General features: G+C 69.1%; 17 protein-coding genes and 1 pseudogene. 8 read left to right on the forward strand and 10 right to left on the reverse strand.

Annotation, left to right across the window (positions count from 1 at the left end; translation table 11 throughout):
- Window positions 1-91: 91 nt before the first annotated feature.
- Window positions 92-706: a hypothetical protein gene (locus ACFY23_RS30845; protein ID WP_350687434.1), complete on the reverse strand. Its 615-nt coding sequence runs from the start codon at window positions 704-706 to the stop codon at window positions 92-94.
- A gap of 498 nt (window positions 707-1,204) precedes the next feature.
- On the opposite strand from ACFY23_RS30845, the gene ACFY23_RS30850 reads away from it, so the two are divergent.
- Window positions 1,205-1,912 carry an SDR family oxidoreductase gene (locus ACFY23_RS30850; protein ID WP_350687436.1) on the forward strand — a complete coding sequence of 236 codons (708 nt, stop codon included), beginning with the start codon at window positions 1,205-1,207 and terminating at the stop codon, window positions 1,910-1,912.
- Window positions 1,913-2,069: 157 nt separating this feature from the next.
- Here the strand turns inward: ACFY23_RS30850 and ACFY23_RS30855 are convergent, their stop codons facing one another.
- Window positions 2,070-2,768: an alpha/beta hydrolase gene (locus tag ACFY23_RS30855; RefSeq protein WP_350819757.1), complete on the reverse strand. Its 699-nt coding sequence runs from the start codon at window positions 2,766-2,768 to the stop codon at window positions 2,070-2,072.
- Window positions 2,769-3,089: 321 nt separating this feature from the next.
- Here ACFY23_RS30855 and ACFY23_RS30860 point away from each other — a divergent pair, with 321 nt between their 5' ends.
- Window positions 3,090-3,695: a YdeI/OmpD-associated family protein gene (locus ACFY23_RS30860; protein WP_350685768.1), complete on the forward strand. Its 606-nt coding sequence runs from the start codon at window positions 3,090-3,092 to the stop codon at window positions 3,693-3,695.
- 842 nt (window positions 3,696-4,537) lie between these two features.
- Here the strand turns inward: ACFY23_RS30860 and ACFY23_RS30865 are convergent.
- Entirely contained in the window at window positions 4,538-5,599 is a 1,062-nt protein-coding gene (locus tag ACFY23_RS30865; RefSeq protein WP_350819755.1) for a hypothetical protein, read from the reverse strand.
- Entirely contained in the window at window positions 5,596-5,946 is a 351-nt protein-coding gene (locus tag ACFY23_RS30870; RefSeq protein ID WP_350685770.1) for a helix-turn-helix transcriptional regulator, read from the reverse strand. The genes ACFY23_RS30865 and ACFY23_RS30870 overlap by 4 nt, the downstream gene beginning before the upstream one ends.
- Before the next feature lie 207 nt (window positions 5,947-6,153).
- Between ACFY23_RS30870 and ACFY23_RS30875 the strand changes: the two genes are divergently transcribed.
- The 5 genes and pseudogenes from ACFY23_RS30875 to ACFY23_RS30895 all read left to right on the forward strand — a co-directional run.
- Window positions 6,154-6,414: a hypothetical protein gene (locus ACFY23_RS30875; protein ID WP_350685771.1), complete on the forward strand. Its 261-nt coding sequence runs from the start codon at window positions 6,154-6,156 to the stop codon at window positions 6,412-6,414.
- A gap of 294 nt (window positions 6,415-6,708) precedes the next feature.
- The gene (locus ACFY23_RS30880) at window positions 6,709-6,840 is read left to right on the forward strand and encodes a hypothetical protein (protein WP_350685772.1); all 132 of its coding nucleotides are present in this window, start codon (window positions 6,709-6,711) and stop codon (window positions 6,838-6,840) included.
- A gap of 163 nt (window positions 6,841-7,003) precedes the next feature.
- On the forward strand, window positions 7,004-7,519 hold the full coding sequence (locus ACFY23_RS30885) for a hypothetical protein (protein ID WP_350685773.1): 516 nt from the start codon (window positions 7,004-7,006) through the stop codon (window positions 7,517-7,519).
- A gap of 648 nt (window positions 7,520-8,167) precedes the next feature.
- Entirely contained in the window at window positions 8,168-9,283 is a 1,116-nt protein-coding gene (locus tag ACFY23_RS30890) for a MerR family transcriptional regulator (protein ID WP_350685774.1), read from the forward strand.
- A gap of 664 nt (window positions 9,284-9,947) precedes the next feature.
- A pseudogene (locus ACFY23_RS30895) lies at window positions 9,948-10,106 on the forward strand (hypothetical protein); the annotation flags it as partial.
- 179 nt (window positions 10,107-10,285) lie between these two features.
- Here ACFY23_RS30895 and ACFY23_RS30900 read toward each other — a convergent pair.
- The 3 genes from ACFY23_RS30900 to ACFY23_RS30910 all read right to left on the reverse strand — a co-directional run bounded on the left by ACFY23_RS30900 (window position 10,286) and on the right by ACFY23_RS30910 (window position 15,350).
- On the reverse strand, window positions 10,286-10,447 hold the full coding sequence (locus ACFY23_RS30900) for a hypothetical protein (RefSeq protein WP_350685777.1): 162 nt from the start codon (window positions 10,445-10,447) through the stop codon (window positions 10,286-10,288).
- A 169-nt stretch (window positions 10,448-10,616) separates the two neighbouring features.
- A complete protein-coding gene (locus tag ACFY23_RS30905) occupies window positions 10,617-11,570 on the reverse strand; it encodes a hypothetical protein (RefSeq protein WP_350685775.1) in 954 nt (317 codons plus the stop codon).
- A gap of 252 nt (window positions 11,571-11,822) precedes the next feature.
- Entirely contained in the window at window positions 11,823-15,350 is a 3,528-nt protein-coding gene (locus ACFY23_RS30910; RefSeq protein WP_387038992.1) for a S8 family serine peptidase, read from the reverse strand.
- Window positions 15,351-16,218: 868 nt separating this feature from the next.
- Here ACFY23_RS30910 and ACFY23_RS30915 point away from each other — a divergent pair.
- Entirely contained in the window at window positions 16,219-17,331 is a 1,113-nt protein-coding gene (locus ACFY23_RS30915; RefSeq protein ID WP_350685201.1) for a helix-turn-helix domain-containing protein, read from the forward strand.
- 206 nt (window positions 17,332-17,537) lie between these two features.
- Here the strand turns inward: ACFY23_RS30915 and ACFY23_RS30920 are convergent, their stop codons facing one another.
- The 3 genes from ACFY23_RS30920 to ACFY23_RS30930 all read right to left on the reverse strand — a co-directional run bounded on the left by ACFY23_RS30920 (window position 17,538) and on the right by ACFY23_RS30930 (window position 25,367).
- Window positions 17,538-21,806, reverse strand: coding sequence for a S8 family serine peptidase (locus ACFY23_RS30920; RefSeq protein WP_350819625.1), 4,269 nt, complete (start codon window positions 21,804-21,806; stop codon window positions 17,538-17,540).
- Between the two features lie 98 nt (window positions 21,807-21,904).
- Window positions 21,905-22,198 carry a hypothetical protein gene (locus ACFY23_RS30925; RefSeq protein ID WP_350685203.1) on the reverse strand — a complete coding sequence of 98 codons (294 nt, stop codon included), beginning with the start codon at window positions 22,196-22,198 and terminating at the stop codon, window positions 21,905-21,907.
- Window positions 22,199-22,283: 85 nt separating this feature from the next.
- On the reverse strand, window positions 22,284-25,367 hold the full coding sequence (locus tag ACFY23_RS30930; RefSeq protein WP_350819628.1) for an AAA family ATPase: 3,084 nt from the start codon (window positions 25,365-25,367) through the stop codon (window positions 22,284-22,286).
- Window positions 25,368-25,391 lie beyond the last annotated feature (24 nt).

A 25,391-nucleotide genomic window follows, 5' to 3' on the forward strand; every position in this document is an offset into this window, starting at 1 on the left:
ACCCGCTACGACAAGCTGGCAGTCCGGTTCCAAGCCATCCTCACCATCACCATCATCACCGAGTGGCTCTGACCGGCTTATGAAACACGCCTTAGTCGACCTTGCTTTCGGGGTCGACAACGAACGCTAGGAATTCTGTACCGAGCGGAGTCGTCGCCGGCACCCACAGTCCGGTCCCTGTCATCATCGCGGTGAGCGACTGATTGATCAGGCCAGCGGTGGTGAGCGCCCCGGCGTACCGGTCGATCAGATCGCGCCGGCCGGCAAGCTCCGGCATGCCGGCCTCGATGATGGCAATCTTCGGGCCCTGGTAGATGTTCGGCCGAGGGATGCCGTGGCGGTCGAACCAGCCAGGCGGATCGGAGAGCAGCTTCAGCATTCGCACGTGGGTCGGGGTGAATCGGTCGATCATGTCGAAGAAGAGCTGCTGTGTGTCGACGTCCGGCGCGTCGGGCATCACGGAGTTGACGACCGCGTTGCGCAGCACCTCGAGCTTTTCGGCTCGTGAGGTGCGGTCGGCGATCTGCGCGGCGGTGGTCAGCGCATCCATGAACGCGTCCTCGCTGGTGAGCTTCGCGAAGTCACCGACCTGATGTTCGAGCCCGTGCACCTTCGCGGCAAGGTCGTTCAACCATCGGGTGCGTCGGTCGGCAAGGCGCCGGCCAGCGAGCTCGTTGAAGGCGACCTGGAGGGCGCTGCCCGCCACGGGCAATCGCGTAGCCCGCTGAGGGCTCAAAGCCCGTGATCCCGTGGTGATCCCGTGGGGGCGACAGCCCCGAAAACGATCAAGGCCGCCGACCTGAGTTCTGCCAGGTCAGCGACCCAAAGCCTGCTTCGTTTGTTTGGTGTCCGAGGGGCGATCATGACTATGAATCCATGATCGTCGTCCGGGAAGAACTACAACTGGCACCCAGATAATCACCGCAGCCGATGCTGCCCCGCTGGGGTTTGGGTCGTGTACGAGGACCGGCACGAACATACCCAACGCGGATTGCGCCTTGTCGAAGCTTTCCGCTCGCCTGAAAATTACCCTACCTTGATGGGTCCCGAGCTTCCGCCCGGGACCCATCTCGGCACGAGAGCGAGCTCGGCCACACGCGCCTCATCGAGCCGGTCCCGCGCACGCTCATGCCGAAGAGCGGATGTCCGATCGTGGCGCGGTCCTGTTGACCTCAACCCAGGTTCAGGTGCTTCACTGCCGGCCATGAATCTCGACGGGCTGCGCGTCGCAATCACCGGCGCTGGACGTGACACGGGGCGGTTGCTGGCAGAAGCCTTTGCCGAGCACGGTGCACAGCTGTTCCTTTCGGCCCGGAGTCTGGCAGCGGCCGAGCACGTTGCCGGTGTGATCAGCCAGCGCGGGCCTGGTCAGGCGGAGGCATTTCGCTGCGATCTGAGCGAGGTCGATTCGGTGCGCGCGTTTGCTGCAACGTTGGCCGATCGAACGAAGTGCCTCGATGCGCTGATCAACAACGGTGCCGAATATATCGAAGGTGACGACCTGGGAGACGTCTCGGACGAGCAGATCGAGAGGGTGATGGCTGCGGGCGGGACCGGCACCCTACTGTTGACCAAACATCTGCTGCCACTGTTGCGGGCCTCATCGAGGCCCGACGTCATCAACATCATCTCTGCCTGCGGCGAGGTCGGGCATCATCGTTCTGGCGCGCATCCCGCGTTCTACGCTGCCAAGCATGCCCATGCTGGGCTCGCTGAGATCCTGTCGCACCGGCTCAGACCGGAAGGGATCCGGGTGGTTTCCCTGTTCCCGCCAGACTTCGTTCAGGACGGACCGCGACAGGCAAACAGCGACCTCACCGCCCGATCGGTCGTCGACTGCGTACTGTTCGCGGTCGGGCAGCCACGCGACTGCTTCATTCGCGAGTTCCACTTCGAGCAGGTCCGACATTGACCAGGATGGCGAGATTTAGGCGGCTACGCCGGCCAGCACGGGACCATCTCCCTGCCGCACTGATTTGCCGCGATCCGCGCGCCGCGTAACGCGAGCGTGGACGGTGCGCCGGCAGTTGCCCGGGACTGCCGAGAGCGAGCACTTCTACGGGTAGGGGTCACGAAGCGGTGCAGGCGTTCGTGACGGTCTTGGTCCACACCTCAGGGTGGGTGAACCAGAAGTCATGCGGTACGCCAGGGACGGTTGAAAACCTCCCGCGCGGAACCAGCGCGGCAAGCTGCGCCAGTGACCACGGCGGGCGGATGTCGTCGCCGGCTGCGATGAAATGCATCGGCACGCCGCAGGCGGCCAGTCCGCGCCACAGATCGGATTGATGAATCCAATCGGTGAACGAATCGCTGAGAGCCGCATGCACTTCGGGCACCCAGTCGATGTCGACAACGGGCTCCGCGGCCTTACCGGCTTCGTACGCCTCGGACCACGTGCGGTCACGCTGGGGACCCCTACCAGCGATGCCGACCACCGCGGCCACCGCCTCCGGATGTTCGACCGCGTAGCGCACACCCAGATCACAACCCCACGAATGGCCTACCACTATCCAGGTGTCGACCCCGACCGCCTCACGAATGCCCTCAAGATCAGCAATCGCTTCTTCCATGGTGTGCGGGCCGCCGCCCGAGCGGCCAACGCCGCGCGGTTCGGGGTACCAGGCGCGGTGGCCCAGCGGCGAGATCTCATCACGTTCCAGATACTGCACACAACCTGGGCCGCCGGTCAGGACGACGACGTCAGGCCCGTGGCCCGTCACGCCAACATGCAACGCGGTAGCTCCAATTTGAATCATCCGCGACTCCATGTCCGCGAAGCTACCAACAACAGCCGTACGCTCATGCCGCAGACCGAGCGGCTGGACCGCCGGGCGTCGCCGGCTCGTACGGCGTCTGGCGGCCACCGTGGGCGGCGCTGGCGATTGTCAGAGGCCCGTGGTCGTGGACGACGCTCGCCGCAACCGGCACGTGGACGAGGGGTCCGGCATGCCGGCCCGACGTCGCAACCGTCTTGAGCATCGAGGTCCGGCCCCGGCGGTCCGCCGAGCTGCCGGCGCGCCGGCAGCCCGACGAGTCGGGCAGTCCAACAGGCAGAGGCTGCGGCCACGGCGCAGCGATAGCCTGCCGTCATGGCGAGTGCCGAACTGGATGAGTTGATCGTCGCGGACGCCGACGCGCTGCGCGCGTGGTTGTTGGCCAACCACGCCACGTCGCCTGGCGTCTGGCTCGCCCTGACCAAGAAGGGCGGGACAGTCACGACGCTGACCTGGCAGCAGGCGGTCGACGAGGCCCTGTGTTTCGGTTGGATCGACGGGCAGGCCCGTAAGCGGGATCAGGAGACCTCCTGGATCCGGTTCACCCCTCGCAGGCCCCGTAGTTCCTGGTCACAACGCAATGTCGCCCACGTGGCCCGGCTGCAGGCGCAGGGGCGGATGCTGCCGCCAGGCCGCGTCGCGGTAGAAGCCGCGAAGGCGGACGGGCGGTGGGCGGCCGCCTACGCCCCGCCGTCGGAGGCCGAGGTGCCGGCCGACCTACTCGCCGCCATCGCTGCCGACCCCGCCGCCCGGGCCATGTTCGACGTGCTCACCAAGACCAACCGGTTCGCTCTCGTCCACCGCGTCAATGCTGTCAAACGGGCGCAGACCCGCGAGCGGAAGATCGGCGAGTTCGTTGCCATGCTGGCCCGTCACGAGACGATTTACCCGCAGAAGGCTAAGCCTTCGAACTCGCCGTAATTGGAGACTTGCCGAAGTGAAGCGCCGAGGCGCCGGGCGACGCCGCTGTCGCCCGTCGGGATCGGGGAGCACGCGGGGAGCAGGCGGGTGCGCTGAACGGCGTTGAACTGCATTCAACAGCACGCAACGGCGCTCAACTGCACCCGCGCCCACCTGCGGGTTCTCGTTTCTGCAGGTCAGAGTCGGTGCGGCGTCCTGCTTCACACGGAGTGCTCAGCCGGTTTGAGCAGCAGTCGACGGGGCTCTATGTCGCCTGGCAGGGAGTCTGCGCAGGTCAGGGCGGCAAGGAGCTGCTGGATGGCCTGGCCTTGCAGGTGGGTGCAGATTGGGTGCAACTTGGCGAAGTGGTCACCGCGTCCGAAGTGCTCACCGAGTTCGGGCGGGGGGCAGCGCTCCGTCCTGCGGTGATGTGGGCGAGTGGGTCGGCGTGACCTCCCAGAGAACACCGAAGTGCTCAGGGTTCGCTGCTCCCCGCCTGGTCGGTGCCGGCTGTCGTCCTGCGGCCCGCTGACGTCAATCACGAGGGCATGCTGCATCGACGTATGACTCTGGGTGTCGTCGTAGTGGCGTCGGTATGGATCCCGGGAGCTGAGACTCGAATCCCACCGGCAATTCCCTGGCCAGGGCTTTCTGCCCGGTGACCTCTTCGGCGCGCCCGAAGGCGTCAGCATTGGTGACTCCTGCTTGTCAGCCGGGCGACGTCCGCACATGCCGAGAACAGTGCACTCGATCATGGTGATGAGCATGCGCCGCGGCTCTCCCGCTGTGCCCGGGCCTTCGCTCGGGTGTGGTCGAGGCCGGTGTTGTCTGGCTCGCGGGCTGAGCTTCGGTCGTGCGGTGGGCTACGCGGATGTCGCGGGTGCGCCGCAGGCGGGGCAATGACCCGGTCCGGGCGGACGGCGGCCCGCGGACAGCCGTCCCCGTGCCACAAGGGTCAGCGGCACCAGCATCGGTCCGATCATGGCCACCAGCACGGACGCGACGACCATGGATGACCACGCCGGAATCACGGCCCGGCCGGGGCCGGAGTCGTCAAGCCCCGCGCCGAGCGGGTTCACCGCGAGCATCCCGATCGGCGTGAGCAGGATCAGCATCGCCCATGCGCCTCGGTAGTCGCGCCGGGCGGCTAGGCTGAGCGCGATCAGCAGCGCGCCGATCAGCAGCGTCACGGCAGCGGCGGGCAAGGCCGTTGCGGCGAGATTGTAGTAGCCGCTGATGAAATCCAAGGTGGGCGCGGTGCCGATGGCGATCGGCAGGATCGCCGCCGCAGCGGCGATCGGCATGAGCCGCACCCACCAGAGGCGCTGGCCCGCCGCACCGAGCGCGACGACACCGAGCAAAATCTGGGGTAGCAGCACCGACAGCGGCGGGCGGGGCAATCCTGTCAGCGCCGCGGCCGGCACGATGCCGGCAGTCACCAGTACGGCCAGGCCGGCCGCCCAGCGAAACCATCGGCCGCTCGCCGCGAGGTACACCACGGCGGCGAGCAACCAGGCCGCCCACGCCGCGACGGCGAGCGACAGAAACGGCCCGACCTGCGAAGACCAGGACGGTGTGGGGGCAAGCGCCTCGAGAGTCGCCCACCCGGTCGCGCACGCGGTCGCCGTCGCCAGTGCGAGCAGGCCGGCGAGCCGGAAGCCGGGACCGAGGCCCCGTGCGGTCCGCAGGTGCTGGCTCAGTCCACCGGCCGCGAGGTCCGCGATGTCGGCCGGCGAGGGTCTCCTACGGTCGGGCGCGGCCAGGGACAGGTAGGTGTCCACCAGCTCCGAGCCACGCGTGCGCCGATAGTCGGCCGGATAGAACAGCGCCGTCCAGCGTGCGTAGCGCCGTTCGAGATCGGTCATCGCAGGGCGTCCTCGGTCATGCCCTTCCGGGCGGTCCGGCTGGCCTTCCGGCAGGCTCATGCGAATCCTCGGCTCGGGCGGGGCGCAGCCTTGACGGCGCGCAGCCGGATGGTTGCCGCCTTGACGTTGCGGCGCATGTGTTCGGTCTCGGCGGCCAGCAACTCGCCGCCCGGCTCGGTGAGCCGGTAGTAGCGGCGCAGCCGGCCGTCGACGATCTCCTCGTGGTCGACGGCCACCAGGCCCGCGTCGACCAGCCGGTCCAGCGCGCCGTAGAGGGTGCCGGGCCGCAGCGAGATGCGGCTGTCGGACAGCCGGGCCACCTCGGCGATCAGGCCGTAACCGTGCATCGGCTCGTCGGCGAGGGCGGTGAGGATCAGGAACGTGGGTTCACGCAGTGGGGTTTCCACGCGAAACAATATATCGGCTACGAAGGTATAAGGGAACATCGCCACCGGCCGCGACCGAACAATCACCCCCGGCGGGCTGTCATCCGTATCGACAAAGGCAGCACCCAGAAGCCTGCTCCTGCTTTGCCCTTGGGTGGCAGTTCACTCCTTATCTGACCCGTCGGCGTGGCGGATGCGCCGGCACAGGCTTGGCGGTAGAACCGGAACGTGACACTCAACTTCTGTCGGGAACTGTCGGCCGCCGACTGGATCGCCCACAGCGACCTGCCGTGGCAGCGGCTTGTGGGCCTCGGCCCTGCGGGCTTCGACGCCTACGCGCGGCTTCGGTTTCTGCCCGATCCGGCACGCCCCGGCCAAAGCGAGAACGACGCCGCCGCGGACTGGCCCACGGACCAGCTGCCCACTCTTTTCGAGGTGCTGGCCACCCACACCACGACCCCCGAAGACTGCTACTTCTGCGTCTGGTAAGGCTTCGGCGACGCCGACGTCGCAGCCGACGACGACGCCGTATACATCGATGAGGAAAACAGCGACGCCGCGCTCGAGCGGCCCGGCGGCCAGCCGGGACTGGCGCCCACACCCGCTGCCCAGCCCTCGATGCCGCGTGCACCCAAGGTTGTGGTGCCCAACCGCGCGTACTGGTTGTTTCGAGGGCCGTTAGCCGACGTCGGCACATGGGACACCGCTGCGGGGTGGCCGGGCCAGCGTCGTTTCAGCAACGCCGAGCCGGCGTTCGCCTGGCCTACTGATCACGCCTGGTGTGTGGCCAAGGACGTCGATCCGCACTGGGCCGGGATCGGCGGCACCCGGGTGCTGATCACCCAACTCACCACCGACCCGCGCCTCGACGTGGTCCCCGCCGACCCCATCCAGGACCAGCCGCTCTACCGATGAACAGCCCGTGCCCAGTTGGCGAGTGCTTTGCGGACCGCTGACAGGGCCTGCCGCGCTCAGGTCGGAACGCACGGATCTGCCGCCGTCCGAGCGTTGGTCGTGTCTCGTGTGTCGGCCTGAAATCGTGTGGAGGTGTCCCGTGCCAGGCGGATACCGTCGCGCGGTGGTGCAGACCAGGCGGTACTGCTACGTCGGTCCGGCCGAGCTACGCGACCACGGGGTCGCGGTGGTAGACGCTGTTGCCGTCGATACAACTGCCTCGCTCGACGGCTGGCTCGCCGGGCGGGACCGCGGGGAACTCGTCGAACCCTTCACGTTCGTCGTTGCTCTCGACGGCATGCTCAGGCTGGCGCCCCGTCGCAGTGAACACGTCGCCCTCGCGGGCGGTCGGGACGTCCTCGCCGCTGGGGAGATGATGTTCGCTCCCGCCGAGATCGGCTGGCGCGTTGTCGAGGTGACCAATCAGTCGACTGGATATTGCCCCGATCCGGACTCCTGGCCGGCCGTGGGTAGGGCACTCGACCGCCTGGGCTTACCGCATCCCGGCAACTTCACCGACAAAGTGATCTTCCGTCGTTGTCCCAACTGCAGCGAGCGCAACATCGTGCGGGACAACGACTTCACCTGCGCCCTCTGCAACAGCCCCCTGCCCAAGCAGTGGAACTTCACGTCGGACTGATCAACACCAACCACCTGCATCCGGATCTGCCGCAGATAGCGCGTGGCTCGTTGGCTACGGGCCTGACGGTTGGCGCAGCCACGTCGGCATGGCGTCTTCTCGATTCATCTGTTTGAGTCCGTCGAGCATCTCGGTCAGCCACTGCCCCGTGATGCCGTCTTCGCCCGAAAAAACATCCCGTCTTCTGATGTTGGGTCAGGAATGCCGAAATGTCTACATGCGGTCCGTAGAACAGGTGTACTTCAGCTTCGAATCGCGGCCCGGACATACGAAGGATCCAGGTGGGGTCCATGCCCGGCGCATCGAGCGGACCCTCGAGCTTGAGGTCCAGCGATGTTGCGTGCGCATCGGCCCAGGACCGTAAGGTGCGTCCGAGTTCGAGGTCTCGGCTCTCGAAAGGCTCATCGGCAGGCACATCCCGGGGCGGCATACCGAAAAACTAGCGCCGGACAGCGTCCTGTCGATGGTGGGGCACTCCAACATCCGGCCAACTCTCGTGCCGCCGTCCGGGTGCCAGCCAGCCGGGACGCCCCGTGGCCGGCACCTCCACGTCGGCCAACGCCCGGAACTGCCGATGAGCGGAAACTCGATCATGCCAGCAGCGAAGTGCTTGCTCCTCACGCGGCGTCATGCCACATAGTCGGTGGCGTGGAGGAGCACCTGACCGTGGGGCGTGTGGCGGAGTTGGCCGGCGTCAGCGTCCGCACGCTGCATCACTATGACGAGATCGGCCTCCTGGAGCCGTCCACGCGGACCGCGGCTGGGCACCGGGCCTACTCCGCTGGCGATGTGGAGCGACTCCGGGAGGTGCTCGCCTACCGGCGGCTCGGCTTCGGATTGCGGGAGATCGCGGATCTGGTTGACGATCCGGCCACCGACGCAGTCGCGCACTTGTGCCGGCTGCGCGGCCTGCTGATGGACCAGCGCGACCGCGCTGCTGCCATGGTGACGGCCATAGACAGGGAACTGGAGGCACGAGCAATGGGAATCAGGACGACGCCAGAGGAGCAACTGAAAGTGTTCGGCGCGCAGTTGTACGACGCCATCGGATCTGCTTACCCAGCAACGCGGCGCACCGAGCCGCGGATCGCCGCGCGCATTTGGGATGCGCTGGGGGACGCCCGAACGGTGCTGAACGTCGGGGCCGGCACCGGCTCCTACGAACCACCCGACCGCGACGTTACGGCGGTGGAACCGTCGGCGGTCATGCGGGCGCAGCGTCCCCCGGGCGCGGCGCCGTGCGTGGCCGCCGCTGCGGAGAGTCTGCCGTTCGAGGACCAGTCTTTTGATGCCGCGATGGCGGTCAGCACCGTCCATCACTGGCCGGACCCGGTCGCCGGGCTGCGTGAGATGCGGCGGGTGGCCCGCCGCGTGGTGGTGTTCACGTACGACGCCGATGACACCGGCTGGCGTCAGCGGTTCTGGCTCACCCGCGACTACCTGCCTGAATTCGCGGACCTCCTCGTCGGCTGGCCGACCCTGGCCGACCTGACCCGCGCGATCGGAGGACGCGCGGAGCCGGTGCTCGTCCCCTGGGACTGCGCTGACGGCTTCTTCGAGGCACACTGGCGCCGGCCTGAGGCATACCTGGACGAACACGTACGCCGCGCGGTTTCGGTATGGACCAGAGTCGGACCGCAGGCTGAGCAACGGGCAGTCAACACACTCCGCGAAGACCTTTCCTCAGGGCGGTGGGCCGAGCGCAACCGTGACCTCGTCGCCCTCGACACCGCAGAGCTCGGCCTCCGCCTGCTCGTAGCCTGAACCACCGTGCGCGAAGACGCCATCGCGCAGCTGACCTACCGCGATCAGTAATTGCGGCCACGGCGACGCTTGGCCTCCATGTCGCACTCGACCTGGAGGTCATCGCCGCGCAGGTCGAACGTGGACCAGTCGGTCCAGCCCATCGGCGGCATTCGGGTGCGACGCGAAGATCCGGTGCACGCTCATGCCGCGATGCGAGCGCCGCCGTGACGACGACGGATGTCCGGGCTCGGGCTTTCGAGGCGGCTCCTATCCTCTCTGTTCGCAATCGGCCGCGGCAGGCAGGCGGCGGTCGTCCCCGCGAGGCTGCCGAAGGGCAGGGCGAAGGGCAGCGGTAGGAACACGTTCCACCGGGGGCGGCCGGAATCCGGCAGACAGGGGCCGCGGCGGCGATCGGCGCGTGGTCCGCCCAACTCGCCGACCCCGCTCCTCGGTGCTCGGCACCAGGACGAAAACGGGTGGCCTCGCCAGCCCGTCCCGCCCTACCTTGCACCTGGATCGTCTTCTCCGACCCACTCACCAGAGGACTTCACCCCGCGTGACGCCGCCTGCTCTTTAGACCTGACACCGTCCCCCGTGCATCGGTTGCCGACGTCGCCGTCGGCTCTTTCCCCATGCCTTCCGTCAGGTTTTGAGAGAGATCATGTCTACACGTCCTCGTACCATGCTGCCCTGGACCGTTCGGCACGCGCGCCTTCCCCTGCTCGCGTTCGGCTGCGTCCACTGCCATTCCGGCCTCGCCAGCACCGGCGACGGGAAGTTCCACGTCAATGCCGACGGCAAACTCCTCGACATCCGGCTCCTGGTCGCCTGCGTTTCCTGCGACCACACCAGCAAAGCCACCGTTCACGATCGTGTCCCGCGGGGAGCTCGCTCGCCGCGTCACGATCGGCATTCCGCTGAACCGCAGAACTCACAGGAACTTCTCGTTCGTCCTACTCTGAGCCGCCGCCGTGGGCCTGAGCCGGAGCGAGAGGCAAGGTGGCCTCGCCCCGGGCTTAATCACGCGGCGGTCCGCGCGCGGTCGCTCATGACCGGGCGCGAACAAAGGTCGGGGCCGGCCCGATACCGGCGACGAAGGTGAACGCCCGGGTGCACGGATCCGGGCGTGCCGTTGAGCGTGTTGACCGCCTCCTCGATCGCACAGATCCAGTACTTCAGCACGTCGTGGCCACCGACCTGGTCGGAACCGTCCTGCAATGGCGACGGGGACTGGCGAGAACTGCAGGACTTCTGCGTGAATCAAACTCAGGTGGAGCAGCGCCGTGGCGTGGTGCCGATGCTGCCATGTGCGGAGGGGTCCCGACAGCTCGCGGCGCGGCGCTTCCGGCGGTCAGCTCTGCTGGTAGTTCACCGCGGCGAACCCGCACGGCTGGTGCAGGTGCAGGTAGTAAGCGCCCTCGCCGAAGTCGTCCAGGTCTGCGCCGCCGATCAAGCCCACATAGTCCATTGGTTGTCCGCAACCGGGGCAGTCGGCGTGCTCGGCGTCCTGGATCCAGTCGGGTCGGCCGCCCAGCGTCGAGCCGCCCCGATTCCAGGCGCTGGCCTGGTAGGGGCTCGACCGAGCCGGTCCCAAGACCGGCAGCAGCGCCGGGGGATCCTCCGGTTCGGCAGCATCCGGCAGGTAGCTCGGGCGGGTGTTGCCGGTCCACCAGGTGGCGGCGCCGGTCGGCGTCACCTGGCTGTACAGCGTCGCATAGCAGGCGCAGAAGTGGCAGGTCTCGATCACCAACCGGCCGGACCAGCCCGTATGTGCCAACGCGGCGCCGACGGCGGGTTCGCTGGTGTCGACGTCTGCGGCAGTCCAGAGCGGCGACGCACACCACGGACATGTGCGGCCGTCTGCGCGTCGTGATGCTTCGCGCATGACCCACCGGTACGCGGTGTCGCCGCACAGGTCCCGTCGACTGCCGTCTGGGCCGACCGTCCAACCGCCCTCGCGGGCGTAGCTCAGTGCCCCGACGTACAGCGTTTCCGCACCAGCCGGCGGCTGCGTCGACCAGCGACGCATGGCGTCGACGGCGAGCGGGTGAGCACTGTGCGCCAGAACGAGGAGCAGGTGGTTGAGGCGGTCCGGCGTCCGCCCGCCGTCGATCCGCTCGATGACTCGCCGGACCACGTCGGCGTCCGCCGCCCGGTACAACTTCGCCGGCCACAGCACATCGAGGTCGAACAGGAGGCCCACGTGCGGGGTCAGCCTCCGCGGGTCGGTGTCCGCGATCACGCACAACCGCTCGATTGCGTCGTCGTCCTCGGCGGCCGCCCTCCTGATCAACTCCTCGATCATGAGGGGATGGTAACCATGTCGATCAGCCGGCCACGCATGGGATGAAGCCCGGTGGGAACGGATGCGCCGCAGGCACCTCGGCGAGCACGTGGATCGGGTACCCGGGCCAGTGCCGCGGGTAGGCCGACAGTCAACTCCGGCGGGCGGGCCGCTGATGCTGCCCGACCGCCCACCGAACGGTTGAATCAGCCGGACCAAGGGGAAGAGGCCCACCCCGCCGGACGGCGGGGTGGGCCCTTTCTGACCGGTCCGTCAGGCCCTGTCCGGCCGTTCGGTGACGCGGATGGCGTTGACCAACGGCTTACCGCTGCTCGCCACGAACCGCGCGTTGAGCACACCGTCGGTCACGGTGACCGTGTATGTCCGGGTGACCGCCACATGGGTGCCGGCCTCGTACGTGATGTCGAAGGACGGCAGCACCTCGGTGCCCTCGACAAGGACGTCGAAGACCCGCTGGCCCGGCTTGCTGCTCGACACCTCGGCGAAGTCCAGCTCCACCGTGTAGACGCCGTCGGGCACGTTGTCGAACCGGTATTCGTACATGCCCTCCCGCGCGCTCTGGAACAGCTTCGGATCGTCGGTGCCGGCGATGACCTGCGTCGTGGACTTGACGCTCGACGTGCCCTGGTAGCCGAAGGAGCCTGCCGCGTACTTCTGGTCCGGCTGCCAGGTGTCGCCGAAGCTGTCCACGGCGGCGCCGGAGGCACCGGCGTCGAGCGCGGCCTGGTAGCGGGGCACGACGACCTTCACCGGAACGCTGATCACCGGTGCCCGGCCGCTGTCGGAGTTCACCCGCACGGTGGCGGTGAGCACCTCACCCGGCGCGTGCCCGGCCGTGTCGACGGCGAGGGTGCCGGCGGCTTTCGCGCCGGTCGCCAGGTCGCCGCCGGTCAGGCTGACCGTCAGCCACGGGGCATCCTCGACGACGGTGTACGCGGTCGGGAAGCCCGAGTTGGACAGCTCGAACGCGCGGGTGCGCTGCTGGCCGACGGGCACCACGATCTCGTAGGCGTCCGTCGCGACCGCCACCTTGCCGGTCTTGAGCGCCTCCGACACTGTCGCGACGCCGCCCGGCTCGAGCGTCACCACCTGCTCGAATGGCTGGTACGCCGGAGCCGAGAGCTTCACCGCGGTGTCGCCGACCGGGACTTGGGCGAGGTAGGCGCCGTCCGTTCCGGTGGTGGCGGTGACCGCACCCATGGTGACCGTGGCCCCGGCCACGCCCGCGCCGTCGTTGGCGTCGCGCACCGTGCCCAGCACCACGCCGGTCTTCGTGGTCCGGAAGTCGATGCTCAGGCCGTCGGAGAGCACGCCGCCGGTGTTGTAGGAGTACTGGAAGGCGTCGGTGCCCGCCGCGTTCTCCAGCCCGACGGTCGCGCTGGAGCCCGACTCGTAGCTGAGGCCGGCGATGTCCTTGTAGTGGTAGGAGATGCTGCCGTCCTCACCGATGACCGCAGAGAAGGAGAACCTCTCGGCCTGGGCTGAGAAGTGGGCGACGTTCCGCCACTCGACCACGAACGAGCGGTGCGGAGCGGTGCCGATGATGCCGGTGTAGACGCCAGCGGTGCTCGCGTCCACGACCAGGTCGTCCCAGAACGGGTAGAGCGCCCCGTTCGGCGCCAGCGTCCGGGGAATCGTGTTGTTGGCGGACGAGGTCGAGGACCCGCCGAAGCTCAGCATGCCGTTGGTGCTGACCCAACCGGCCGTGTAGGTGCTGCCGTAGAACGGGACCGGGAACGGCAGGGTGACTGCCAGGGCAGCCGTGTTGCCGGAGAGGGCGAGCTTGTCCGTGCCGGCGACGTAGTCGTCACCCCCGGCGGCCGCGCAGGCGTACCCGAAGGTGTCGACGCGGTCCGGCAGGGCGATGTCCACCGTCGTGTCGGCGGTCAACTCGACGTGCGCGGTGCCCGGGGCGGCACATGCGGACGAGGGCGTGGCGGCCAGGTCGTACCCGCCGAGCGGCAGGGTCACCTCATAGCGACCCTGGGCGTCCGCGGTGGCGGTCACCGGGGTGCCCGTCACGGTGATCGCCGCGCCTGCGGCGGGCCCGGTGTACGACGTGACCGTGCCGGAGACCCTCGCCGACGGAGCCTGCTCCAGCGCGATGTCACGGGTCGCGGTCTGCCCTTCGGCGATCGTCACGGCGCTGGCGCCCGGGCGGTAGCCGAACTTGGTGACCGTGATCGTGTAGTCGCCGACCGAGAGCACGGGCAGCGCGTACGTGCCGTCGGCCGCGGTGTTGAGGGTGCGGTCCATCGGGCCGTCCACGACCACCTTCGCCCCGGCGACGGCCGAGCCACCCGAGGTGACCGTGCCGTTGAGCGCTCCGGTAGCGCCGCGCGGCGTGGCGGAGACCGCCGCGAACGCGTCGAGCCGGCCCTCACCGAAGACGTTGTTGTCGGCCGCGGTGCCGCCACAGATGGTGTTGTCCACGTCGACGGCGGTCTGGTCGAGCAACGCCTCCGTCTGCGCCACGTCGCCCTGCATCGCGGGGGACGCCGACCACATCAGCGCGACCGTGGCCGCGGTGTGCGGGGAGGCCATCGACGTGCCCGAGATCGAGTTGTACCCGCCGTTCATCCAGCTGGAACGCACGTTGACGCCCGGCGCCGCGAGGTTGGGCTTGACCGTCCCGTTCTCGCCGGTGCCCCGGGAGGAGAAGCTCGCGATCGTGTTGTTGATGTCGAACGCGCCGGAGCTGTAACTGCTCACGTAGGAACCCGGCGAACCGCTGGTGTTGCAGCCCGGTCCCGCGTTGCCGTTGGAGAACGCCGGGAAGATGCCGGCGGCCCGCCAGGCGGCGACCACTTCCTGGTACCAGGGGTCGTAGACGTTGGCGCCCCAGGAGTTGTTCACCACGTCGGGGGCCAGGTCGGGGCGCGGGTTGGCGCCGGTCAGGTCGGTGGGCGCGACGACCCACTGCCCGGAGGAGAGCAGCGAGGCGCGGCTGCAGGAGTTGGACTCGCACCCCTTGGCGGCGATCCACTTGGCACCGGGCGCGACGCCGACCTGGTTGGCGCCGCCGTCGGAACCGACCATCGTGCCCATGGTGTGCGTGCCGTGGCCGTTGTTGTCGCAGGGCGCGGTGGTGGTGCACACCGCGGCCGGGTCGAACCAGTTGTAGTTGTGGTTGTACGAGCCGTCGCCGTTCAGGCCACGGTACTGGTTCTTGACCGCCGGGTGGTCGTACTGGACGCCGGTGTCGATGTTGGCGACGACGATGCCCTCACCGCGCACCCCGAGCTCGTTCCAGACCCGGGGGGCGCTGATCCGGTCGATGTTCCACTCGATCGCGTCGACGGTGGGCTCGGTCTCGCCCGCGATCGGCCTGTCGATCGTGATCTTTTCGTCCGCCGTGATCCGCGCGACCTCGGGCAGCTCAGCCAGCTTCCCGACGAGGTCCCCGCCGCCGACGACCTGGAGGGAGTTGTCGATCCAGAAGGAGGTGTAGTCGGCTCCCGCCGACTCCAGCAGCTTCACCACGTTGGCCTGGGACGTCGTGGCCTGCTGCTGCTTCGCCGCCACGACGGCCGCCGACTTCTCGGTCTTCGTCCGGGCCTGCGCCGCCACCTGCAGATCGGCGTCGCGGTCGAACTCGACCCAGAAGGTGACCTTCTCCTCTGTCTGGAGCTGATCGAGCAGCGCGGGTTCGGCCTTCCGCTCGACCGCGGTCTCGTCCGTGAGAGGCCGGGCGAACGCGGCGCCGGAGGCGAGCGGCACCAGCACGAGTGAGGTCAGGGCCGCGATGGCCACGTGCAGAGGTCTTCTCTGTCTTGCCACGACTTCTCCTTCACAGGTATGGCGGAGGACGGCCGCCGTGGGGCGCGGGGAACGCGGTGCGGCTCACCGCCCGCGCCAGCGACCTGACTCAATCGAGCCATCCACAAGCGTGGATGCAATAACCGGGCGTGATCAAGAGATGGCAACGGCGTATGACTGCCGTGGCGCAAATAGGCCAACGGAGTGGCGACACCAGGCGCCCCCGACGCGCTCCCGTCGGTCCGGCCCCGCCGCCCATGAAACCGGGTCACCCGACCATCACGGCGGCCGCCGATGCGCGCCGGGCCAGGATGTCGGTCGCCCCGTCGGTGCGGCCTGCGCCAGCAGCGCCCGAGCCAGGATCACGCCGACTGAGCCCGTACTCGTCGGCGCTCCGCCAGCACCCGCCGTCCTTCCGCTCGGCGGTCGCCGCTCGCAGGCGCGCCCGCTGCGTCCGTATGGCGCGGCGCCATCGGCGGTCTCTTCGAGCCGAACAGGTTACGACTCAACCGCTTCCCATGGGGCAAGCCGCGAGCGGCACAAGCGGGTGGGGCGGGATTACCAGCGGTAACAGTCTGGTAACTGCCGCCTTCTAGAGTTCGCCGCGCCAGATCGCCCGGTCTCCGAGGTGGCCCATGTGTCCGATCCGTGCCGTTGACGCCGGCGGCGAGCCCTGGGTCGCGGGGCGAGCCAGCCTGGCGATCCTCGGACTGCCGCCGCTTTCCGCACACCCCGCCCGGCGCTCGTCGCGGACGGTTTCCTCGGCTTCCCTGTCGCCACCGAGGATGGCGCGGCACCTCGATCGGCGGCGAACCGTCCGGCCAGCCACCGATGAATGCTGGGTGAAGGAATGAGGTTCCAGGCAAGCGAAGGGACCCGGGAAGAGACGATGTTCCAGGCGCTGGGGCTGACGGAAACGGAAGCCTGGTTGTACACCCTGCTGATACGGAATGAGCCGTGTTGGGAAGACTCGGTGGCACAGTTGCTCGGGGTGCCTCCGAAACAGGCTTCGGCGGCCGTGGACGGCCTGGCCGCCAAGGGCCTGCTGACTCGTGCCGAGAGAGACCGGACACGGCTGATCGTGTCTCCGCCCGACATCGCCGAGGAGGCGCTGCTGTTGCGGCGGATGCAGGAGCTGCACGCTGCCCGCGCGGCTCTGGGGCGTCTTGCCGACGAACACCACACTGCGTCGTGGCCAGATCAGGTGCCGGCGCTGGTGGAGCCGACTCCGACCGCCGCAGTGGTCGAGCGTATCGATCAGATTCAGCGCAGAGCGCGCCGCGAGGTGCTGATCCTCGATGTGCCTCCCTACCTGACGTCATCGGCACCGACCAGGGACATCACGAACGACACCGAACTCCAGCGGCTGGCGGCGGGCGTGCGCTACCGGACGGTGTACGACCGGCGGGCGATCGAGATGGAGGGCGGCCTGACCCGGGTCTCCCGCTACGTGGCGGCGGGTGAGGAGGCCCGCATCGCCCATCGGGTGCCGCTCAAGGCGATGATCGTCGACCGCGAGCTGGCGATCGTCCCCGCGGTCGCGGGCGAAACGGGACGCGCGGCCGGTTCGGCCCTGATCCACCCAAGCCCACTTCTGGACGGACTGATCGAACTGTTCGAGCTGATCTGGTCGCGGGCGCTGTCCATCGACGTCACGAGCGTGCCGCACGCGGCGGAGTCCCGGCTTGGCGAGGCGGACCACCAGCTGCTTACGCTGCTGCTCAGCGGCCTCACCGATGCCGTGATCGCCCGTCAACTCGGCATCGGACAGCGCACCGTGTTGCGACGCGTGCGCAAGCTGATGGACCGAGCCGGGGCGGTGAGCCGTATGCAGTTGGCGTGGTACGCCGCATGGCATGGCTGGATCGGACCGGGACCGAATACTCCAACGTCACTTGCCCTGTTGGCCGGCGTGGTGGCCGACTCCGCGCTGGTGGTGGAATCGTCGGGCTCAGGCTTGGGATGCTCGTCGCCAGATGGACCGGTGCAGGGTGTGCGCTGATGGTGGCGGCAGGGCGAGGGCGAAGGCGCTGAGGAGTCGGCGAGTCTCCGCCACGGTCAGCGTGAACAACGGTCGAGTTGCCCGATGGCCGACGACGATCCCGGTCCCGTTCGGTTCGAAGATCTCGGCTGACGGGCTGGGCCCGCACCATCGGATGACGGTGCGGGCCCAGCTGCGGCGCGCGGGCACGGACGCCCGTTACGCGTTCAGCCGACGCAGAGGGAGGATCTCAGGGCAAAATTGGCCACGGTGGTGACACCTGGCTTGGCCTTGACCTTACGACTCTCCGGCCCGAAGTCCTTGTCGGCGGCGATCACGGTCAGCGGGCTGTACTTGGTGTCGAGCCACCACGCGTAGCGCCCGTCCTTGTCGCTGAAGAGCGGGTAGCTGGCATCCGAGGTGACGACCTGCACCGACGCGCCGGCCAGCGGCACCGACGTGCCGTCGCAGTCGACACCCGTCACCGTGCCGGTCACCTTGCCCCAGGTCTTGGGTGCGGCGACGTGCATGGTGACGCCGACCGGAGCGACCCGGTACGGCGTGTCGGAGTCCACCGCGATCTCGGCGGTGAGGTCGCCGGGCTGGGTGATCGACACGGCACCGGCGTTGAGGGTGACCTTCACCGTGACGGACTCGCCCGGCTGCACGGTGAGCCGCCGCGCATCCAGCGACAGCCACGACGCGTCGCCCTCGTCGCAGACGTCGAATCCGGGCAGGCTCCGGGTGAGCCAGCCGGGCTCACCGTAGCCACCGCCGACGGTGTAGAAGCCGCATGCCCCGCCACCCCGGTAGGTGGGTTGCACGGTGAAGGACGGGAGCGCGAACCAGGTGTTCGTGCTCGCTTCGTACGCGTAGTTCTCCATGCTGATCCAGTCGCCGTTGACGCCGCCGGAGACGATCAGCAAGCCGTTGGCAGCGCTGTAGGAGGCGCCCCAAGCGCCGTACGGCATGTCCGCCGCCCTCGTCCAGGCGTTGCTTGCCGGGTCGTAGACGTACGTCTTCTTGCTGTCCTGATCCTCCGTGGCGCCGCCAGCACAGTAGATCTTGCCGGCGATGGTCCCGCAGGAGAGCCAGGACGTCAGCTCCGGGTAGCTGGCCGCCTTCTGCCACCGGTCCGTGCTGGGCGCGTAGACCCAGACGTCCTTGCTGCCGCAGGTGTCGGCGCAGCCGCCCACCAGGTACAGCTTGCCGTCGAGCGTGGCCACACCAGAGGCGGCGTAGCTGGTCGGGATGGGCGCTCCCGTGCTCCACGTGTCGGTGCGCGGATCGTAGATGTCCAGGCCCGGCTCGGTGGAGCCGTCCCGCGCGGCCGACCAGCCACCGGTGATGTAGAGCTTGCCGTCGATGAAGGCGCCGTTCGCCTTGTCCCGGATCGTCGGTTGGCTGGCGATCGGCTTCCAGCCGCCGCCGCGCGGATCCAGCACGTACCCCTTGTCGGTGAGGGAGATCTGCCCGACAGGGTTCATCGCCACGCCGCCGACGGTGTACACCTTGCCGTCGTACGCGGCGACGACGTTGTCCATCAACGCGTTGGGAGTGCTCGGGCCGTACACCCAGGCGGTGCCGCTCGCCGCCGACGGCACGGCGCTCCGCGTCAGGGTGGTGCCGGCAAAGGCGTGCTTGGACGTCGTGGCTTGGACTCTGCGTGGGGTGGCGCTGGGGGCGGTCAGCAGGGAGAACCGGCCACTCGCCTCGTTGAGCGTCACGCTGGCGGGAGCGCCGCCGGTGTTCGTGACCGTGACCGAGGCGGTCGCGCTGCCGCCCAGCTGGACGGTCTGGTCGACCGAACCCGACAGCGCGAGCCGCCCCGCGGGGAGCGGGAAGTCAACCTTGGCGACCGCGTGTGCGGTGACCGCGAGCGGCTTGGTGACAGTCGTGTAGCGGCTGGCACCGGCGGTGAAGGAGTGTTCCCCGGACGGCGCGATCAGCGTGTAGAAGCCGTCGCCAAGCGCGGTGTCGTCGGGCGTACCCTTGCTGGTCGCCGTCGGCGTCCCGCTGGTGGCGGCCACCTTGACGCTGTTGAGCCCGACGCTGGTGTTGGCATCCGTGACCTGGCCGGCGACCAGCCCGACCGGCTGGGGCACGCAGGAGCGCCTACCCAGGTTGACGTTGTCCACCTGCCAGGTGTTGCGGCTGCCGCCGGTGTACCGGAACCGAAGCTGGACCTGGGACTTGCCCGCGGCCTGCGGTACCGCGAGGGTCTGCAGCGAGCCGGAAACGCTGACCTTGTCCTTCTCCCAGACGGTCACCCAACTCTCTCCGTTGTCGACGGACAGCTCGACGTAGACGTGGGCCGGCGCTGGGTTGTAGGTCCCGATCAGGTAGGTGTTGAACTGCAGGGTCGCGGTCTCCACGCCGCTCAGGTCGACCACCGGTGAGGTGAGGGTGGTGTCCTGGGTGCGGGTCTGGTCGTAGACGAGGCTGTTCACGGTGGCGAAGTAGCCCGTGCCCTTCGTCCTGTTGCTCCGGTTGCCCGGGTCGTCGAACCGCCACACCTCGCCGTTGCCGGCCGCGTCCGTCACGGTCCAGCCGTCCGGCCGGGCAGAGGCGTCGAACGACTGGCTCAGCCCGTCGTAGCTGACCGCGTATCCCGGCGCGCTGCAGGCCTGGGTGTCATAGGGCACGGCAACGTCCAGCGCGACGTCGTCACCGCCGACGGCCACCTCCCGGGCCGCCGACGGGTAGCCGGACAGGTCCGGGTCGAAGGTCAGCTGGTGGCTCCGGTTGGCCGGGAGCAGCAGGTCGTACCGGCCCGTGTACGGGTCGGTGTAGTGGGCATTGGGGTCACCGGGCACGCTGATCTTCGCGTACAACGGCCAGCCGTGGCCGGAGCCGTCGGTGACCGTGCCGCGGACGTGAACCCGTGGCACCGGGGTCAACGCCATGTCGCGGGTGACGGGCTCACCAGGTCGGACCGACACGACGGCGGTGGCGTCCGCGTAGCCGAAGGCGCCGAACGTCAGGGTGTATTCGCCGTCCGTCACCGGCAGCCGGTAGCGGCCCTCGCTGTCGGAGCGGGCGGTCACGGCGCCGGTGGTGACCGTTGCGCCCGAGATCGGCTTGCCCGTCGCCGTATCGGTGATCAGACCACTGACCCGGCCGGGGGCGTGGCTCACCAGCGCGAGGGCGTCGAGTCGGCCTTCGCCGAAGACGTTGTTGTCGTCGTCGGTGCCGCCGCACTGGCTGTTCGGGGTATCGATGCCGGTGTCGTCGAGCAGGGCCTTGGTCGCTTCGACGTCACCTGCCAGGGCCGGCGCGACGGACCACAACAGGGCGACCGCGCCCGCTAGGTGCGGGGTGGCCATCGAGGTGCCGTTGTAGCTGGCGTATCCGCTGCCGGGCACGCTGGACCGGACGTTCACGCCCGGGGCGGAGATGTTCGGCTTGATCTCACCGTCCTGCCCGGCTCCGCGGGACGAGAACCCGGCGACGCTGTGGCTGGCGTCGTACGCGCCGACCGAGTAGTTGATGGTCCGGCTGCCCGGTGAGCCGCTCGTGTTACAGCCGCCGCCGTTGTTCCCGTTCGCCCACGCCCCGAAGATGCCCGACGCGGTCCACGCCAGGCTGATGTCCTCCATGAACGGGTCGTTCGACGGCACGTTGGACCCGTACGAGTTGTTGATGACGTGCGGCCGCTTGCCGGCGTCCGGGTTCTGCCCGTTCAGATCGGTCGGCTCCAGCATCCACTGACCGGACTCGATCAGGGCGGTGGAGCTCGGGCAGCAGCCGTTGGCGGCGATCCACGTCACCTCCGGGGCGACCCCGATGTGGTTGCTGCCGCCGTCGTCGCCGGCCATCGTGCCCGTCGTGTGCGTGCCGTGACCGTTTCGGTCGCACGGCGCACCCGCGCACGTCCCCGCAGCGTCGAACCAACTGTAGTTGTGGTCGAACGTGCCGTCGCCCTTGTTACCGCGGTACTGCTTCACCAACGCCGGGTGGTCGAACTGGACGCCGGTGTCGATGCTCCCGACGACAATGCCGGCACCCTTCGTGCCGTACTTCGCCCACACGTCATCCGCGTTGATGTTGGCGATGCCCCACTCGACCGAGTTCACCTCGGCGACATCCTGGCCCGCCGCCGGCTCGGGCGCCGCATAACTGACGACCGGCCACAGCGACTCCACCGCCGGCTCCGCCGCCAACTGCTCGGCCATCCGCAGCGAACCACCCGTCACGTGGATCGCGTTCGTGGCCCAGAACGCCTTGTATTCCACCTTCGCCCGGTCCAGCCGGCCACGAATACCGGCCTGGCTGACCTCCGCGTGCTCCCGCAGCGCCTTCGCCACCGCGCTACCACGCTGGTTCCAGTCCCTGATCTGGCTGGCCTTCGACAGGTCCGCCCGCGTGTCCAGACGCACCCAGTAGTCGGCCTGGCCCTTCGCCTTGAGCTTGTTCAGCAGGGCAGGCAGGATCTTGTCCTGTGCCTTCGCCTGCGGCTCCACAGCCTGCGCCGCCGTGCCGGTCAACGCCAGCACCGACGCAGCCAACGCGATCGACGCCAGACCGCCGACCAGCCTGCCGGCGAGGCGACTTCGCCTGGCCGTACCGAATCTCCACACACGTGCCCGGGTTCTCATCGCAACTCCATAGGTGAGAGGTCGCCCCTGCGGATGCGGAACACCGACGCGTCGCCGTCCGGCACGCCTCGCTCCAGGGCATGTCCGCGCTCCGCACACCAGTGCGGCAGGGCGGCACACACCCCCGGCTCCGTGGCGAAGAGCTCCAGTACGGCTGCCGGAGGCAACTCCCCCACCCGGCGGGCGAGCAGCGGCTCGACCTGTTCCCAGGGCTCGCCGCCGGCATCTACGACCATGACGGCGGGTACGTCATTGGCCGACGGGGCGGGGATCTGCATGGCGCGCCTCACGATCGCATCGGGTTCCTGCGCGCACCGTAGAGTGGGGGCGTTACCCGACCGTTACCGGTCCTGTTACCCGGCCGCTATGCCGCACTCATCCCGCGGCCGTCCTGGCCTGCGCAAGCTCCGCCGAAATCCGGTCGATGGCGTCGAGTACCTGGGCGTCTCCGCTGCGTCCGGCGAGTTCCGCGCACTCGCGCAACGCCGCGTCAGCGACCGCCCAGTCGGCCCGACGGACCGACACCTCCGCCAGATGCACGAGGCAGGGGGCCAGGCACCACGAGGGGCTGAACGGTCGCACGAGCTCGACTGCGGCGACCGCGCCCGCGTGTGCGGCCTCGATGTTCCCGGTGATCAGGTCCAGTCGGGCCATGTTGCCCCGTTCGAACGCGATCATGGTCGGGTCCCCGCCACGCTCGGCCATTCCCAGCGACCGGATCCGGAAGTCGCGCGCCTCCTCGTGGTTCCCGGCCTCAAGCGCGAGGTTGCTGAGCATCGAGAGCACCGTCGTCAACAGCTTCACGTCTCCGGCCCGTTCGGCGTGCTCAAGCGACTCCAGCGCCGCGTGTTGCGCCTCGGCCGGCCGATCCAGCATCGCCAGGGCGAGCGCTTGGTTGCCAGTGGCGCGGCCCATCAGCAGCGGCACCTGATCCCGGTCGACGCCTCCGACCGCCGCGCGGGCCGCAGCCTCGGCGTCGACGGCCGCTGCCAGCGAGTGCTCGTACCGTCCGAGCTGGAAGTACGCGTAGGACGAGGCCAGCTTCCTCAGGGCCAGCGCGCCCGTTGACACGTCATCGGGTGACGCCGTGGAGTTGTCCAGCAGCGCCTGTGCCGCCTTGGGGCGGCCTGCCGAGCACAACACCTCGGCGAGGGCCGCCAGCGATCGCACGGCCGCGTCGACCGAACCGTTACGCAACCGGGTTTCCAGCGCGCTACGCAGCGCCTGCTCCGCTTCCGGGTAGCGTGCCAGCCGCCGCAGGATCAGTCCGTGGCCGTGCCGAGCATCCGCCGTCTGCGTGTCGTCGGTGGCGGTGGTGAGCCGCACGATCAGTTCGGTGTAGTAGCGGTCAGCGCTCTCGTTGGCATACAGCGCCGCGGCCCGCTCGGCGGCCCTGCGCAACCAGAGCACCGCGCGCGGGTCGTCCGCCTGGACGAAATGGAAGGCGAGCGCGTCGACCGCGTCCGGGCGGTGCCGGAGCACCGCATCGCCGTAGGCACCGTGCATGACCCGGCGGCGGGCAGCGGTGAGCCGTTCGTAACAGGCCAGCCGGACCAACGGGTGCCGGAAGGCGTATCCGGGTACATTCCGGCCGGCCAGGGCGACATCGCGTTCCTCGACCAGGCCCGCGGCCAGGACCCGGTCGACGGCGACGGCGAACTGCGGATTGTCGAGCGGTGGATGCAGACTCGACCAGGCGACATCCGCGGCTTCGATCAGGGAGACGTCCCCGCCGGCCACGGCGAGCACGTCGACGACGTCGCGGGCCGCGTCGTCGAGACGATCCAGCCGGGCCTCGACCGCCCCCCGGATCGACTCGGGTAGGCCGATGGACCCGAGCGCGGTCGCGGACGGGGACGGCAGCTGGCTGCTGATGAATCTGGCCAGTTCACCGGCGAACAGCGGATTGCCCGCCGAGAGCCGAAAGACGCCGGAAACCCAGTCCGGGGAGGGGTTGGCCGCACCGCACAGTCCGGCCACCAACCGCCCGCAATCCCGCTCGCTCAGGCGCATCAGGTCCAGTCGCCTCGCCAGGCCCTGGCGCACCGCCGCGTCGACAACCCGCCGACGCGCCGAGTCGGCGGTGAGGTCTTCCTCGCGGTACGTGGTGATGAACCGCCGTGCCCGCGACCCGGGACGACGGACGAGGTGATAGAGAAGTTGCATCGAAGCGAGGTCGGCGGAGTGCAGGTCGTCCAGCACCACCAGGACGCCATGGGGGCTGGCTTCCGCCAGGCGGTCCAGCAGACCACCGACCGCGAGGAAGAGGCGGGCGCGCTTCTCCTCGGGTCCGACGTCGGTGGCGGGCGCCGGGCCGAGGGCAGGCACCAGGCTGGCGAGGACGGGATACTCGGCTGCGACGGCCGCCTGCTCCCGGGGCGACCGGTCGGCGAGCCACGAGTCCAGGGCCTCAGCCCACAGGCCGTACGGCGTCTGCCCCTCCGCTTCGTGACTGGCTCCCCACAACACCAGCGCCCCGCGCCGGTGAGCGATCCCCGCGGCCTCGGCGGCCAGCCGGGTCTTTCCGATGCCCGGCTCGCCCGTGACCATCGTGAGCGGGGGAACATCGTCCTGACTCATGAGCACGCGCAGCGCCTGGTCCCGACCGAAGATCGGGGTCCCTACCGCGAGCCGAACGGCCGGATGCAACGGTGGCCGCCCTGGCGCATCAGCGGCAGGCCGGGAGGATGCGGCGGCGGCCGCCCGGCGCAGCTCCTCCATCAGCGCACCAGGGCGCACACCGAGTTCGGCGTCGAGCGCCGCGCGGGCCAGCTGGTACTGCCGCAGGACCTGTTCGGGCCGGCGCAGGGCGAGCAGAGCCCGCATCAAGCCCTCGTGGGCGCGTTCGTCCGCGGGGTTGCTGGACAGGAACCATTCGAGCAGGGCGGCCGCCTCCGCTGGGCGCCCTCCGGCGAGATGGGTGTCGGCGAGGGCGTGGAGCACCCGGTTGCGGAGCAAGGAGAGTTCGATCCGGCGCGGCGACAGCCACTCGGCGTAGGGATCCTCGGGGAGGAGTTCCTCCCGCAACGCCTCCAGCGCGGCGGCGAGCCGCGCCACCCGCCGCCCGCCGGCCTCGGGCTCGGCCAGGGCCGCGTGTGCCAGCGCCTCCGCCTCGTCCACATCAACCGTCACCAGCGCCGGGGCCAGCGCCAACAGCTCGCCCTCCAGAAGCAGATAGGCGGACTCCTCCCGGGGACGCAACTCCGGTTGCAACGCGTGCCGCGCGGTGTGCAGGGTGACCCGCAGGCTACTCATCGCGGCCTGACGCGAGGCGCCCGGCCGGCACACCTCCATCACCTGCTCGCGGTGCATGCAGTGTCCGGGCGCCACCGCGAGCAGCTTGACGAGGGTCTGCGCACCGGACCTGCGCCAGCGCTGCAGCACCGGAACTCCGTCGCGCTCGGCCCTGAAACCGCCCAACAGCCGTATCCGCAGCGGTGGAGTCGGATCGGCAGTCACGGGGGCACTGTAATTGCCGCTCAC

It is taken from the genome of Micromonospora sp. NPDC000121, assembly GCF_042899165.1.
GTDB lineage: Bacteria > Actinomycetota > Actinomycetes > Mycobacteriales > Micromonosporaceae > Micromonospora.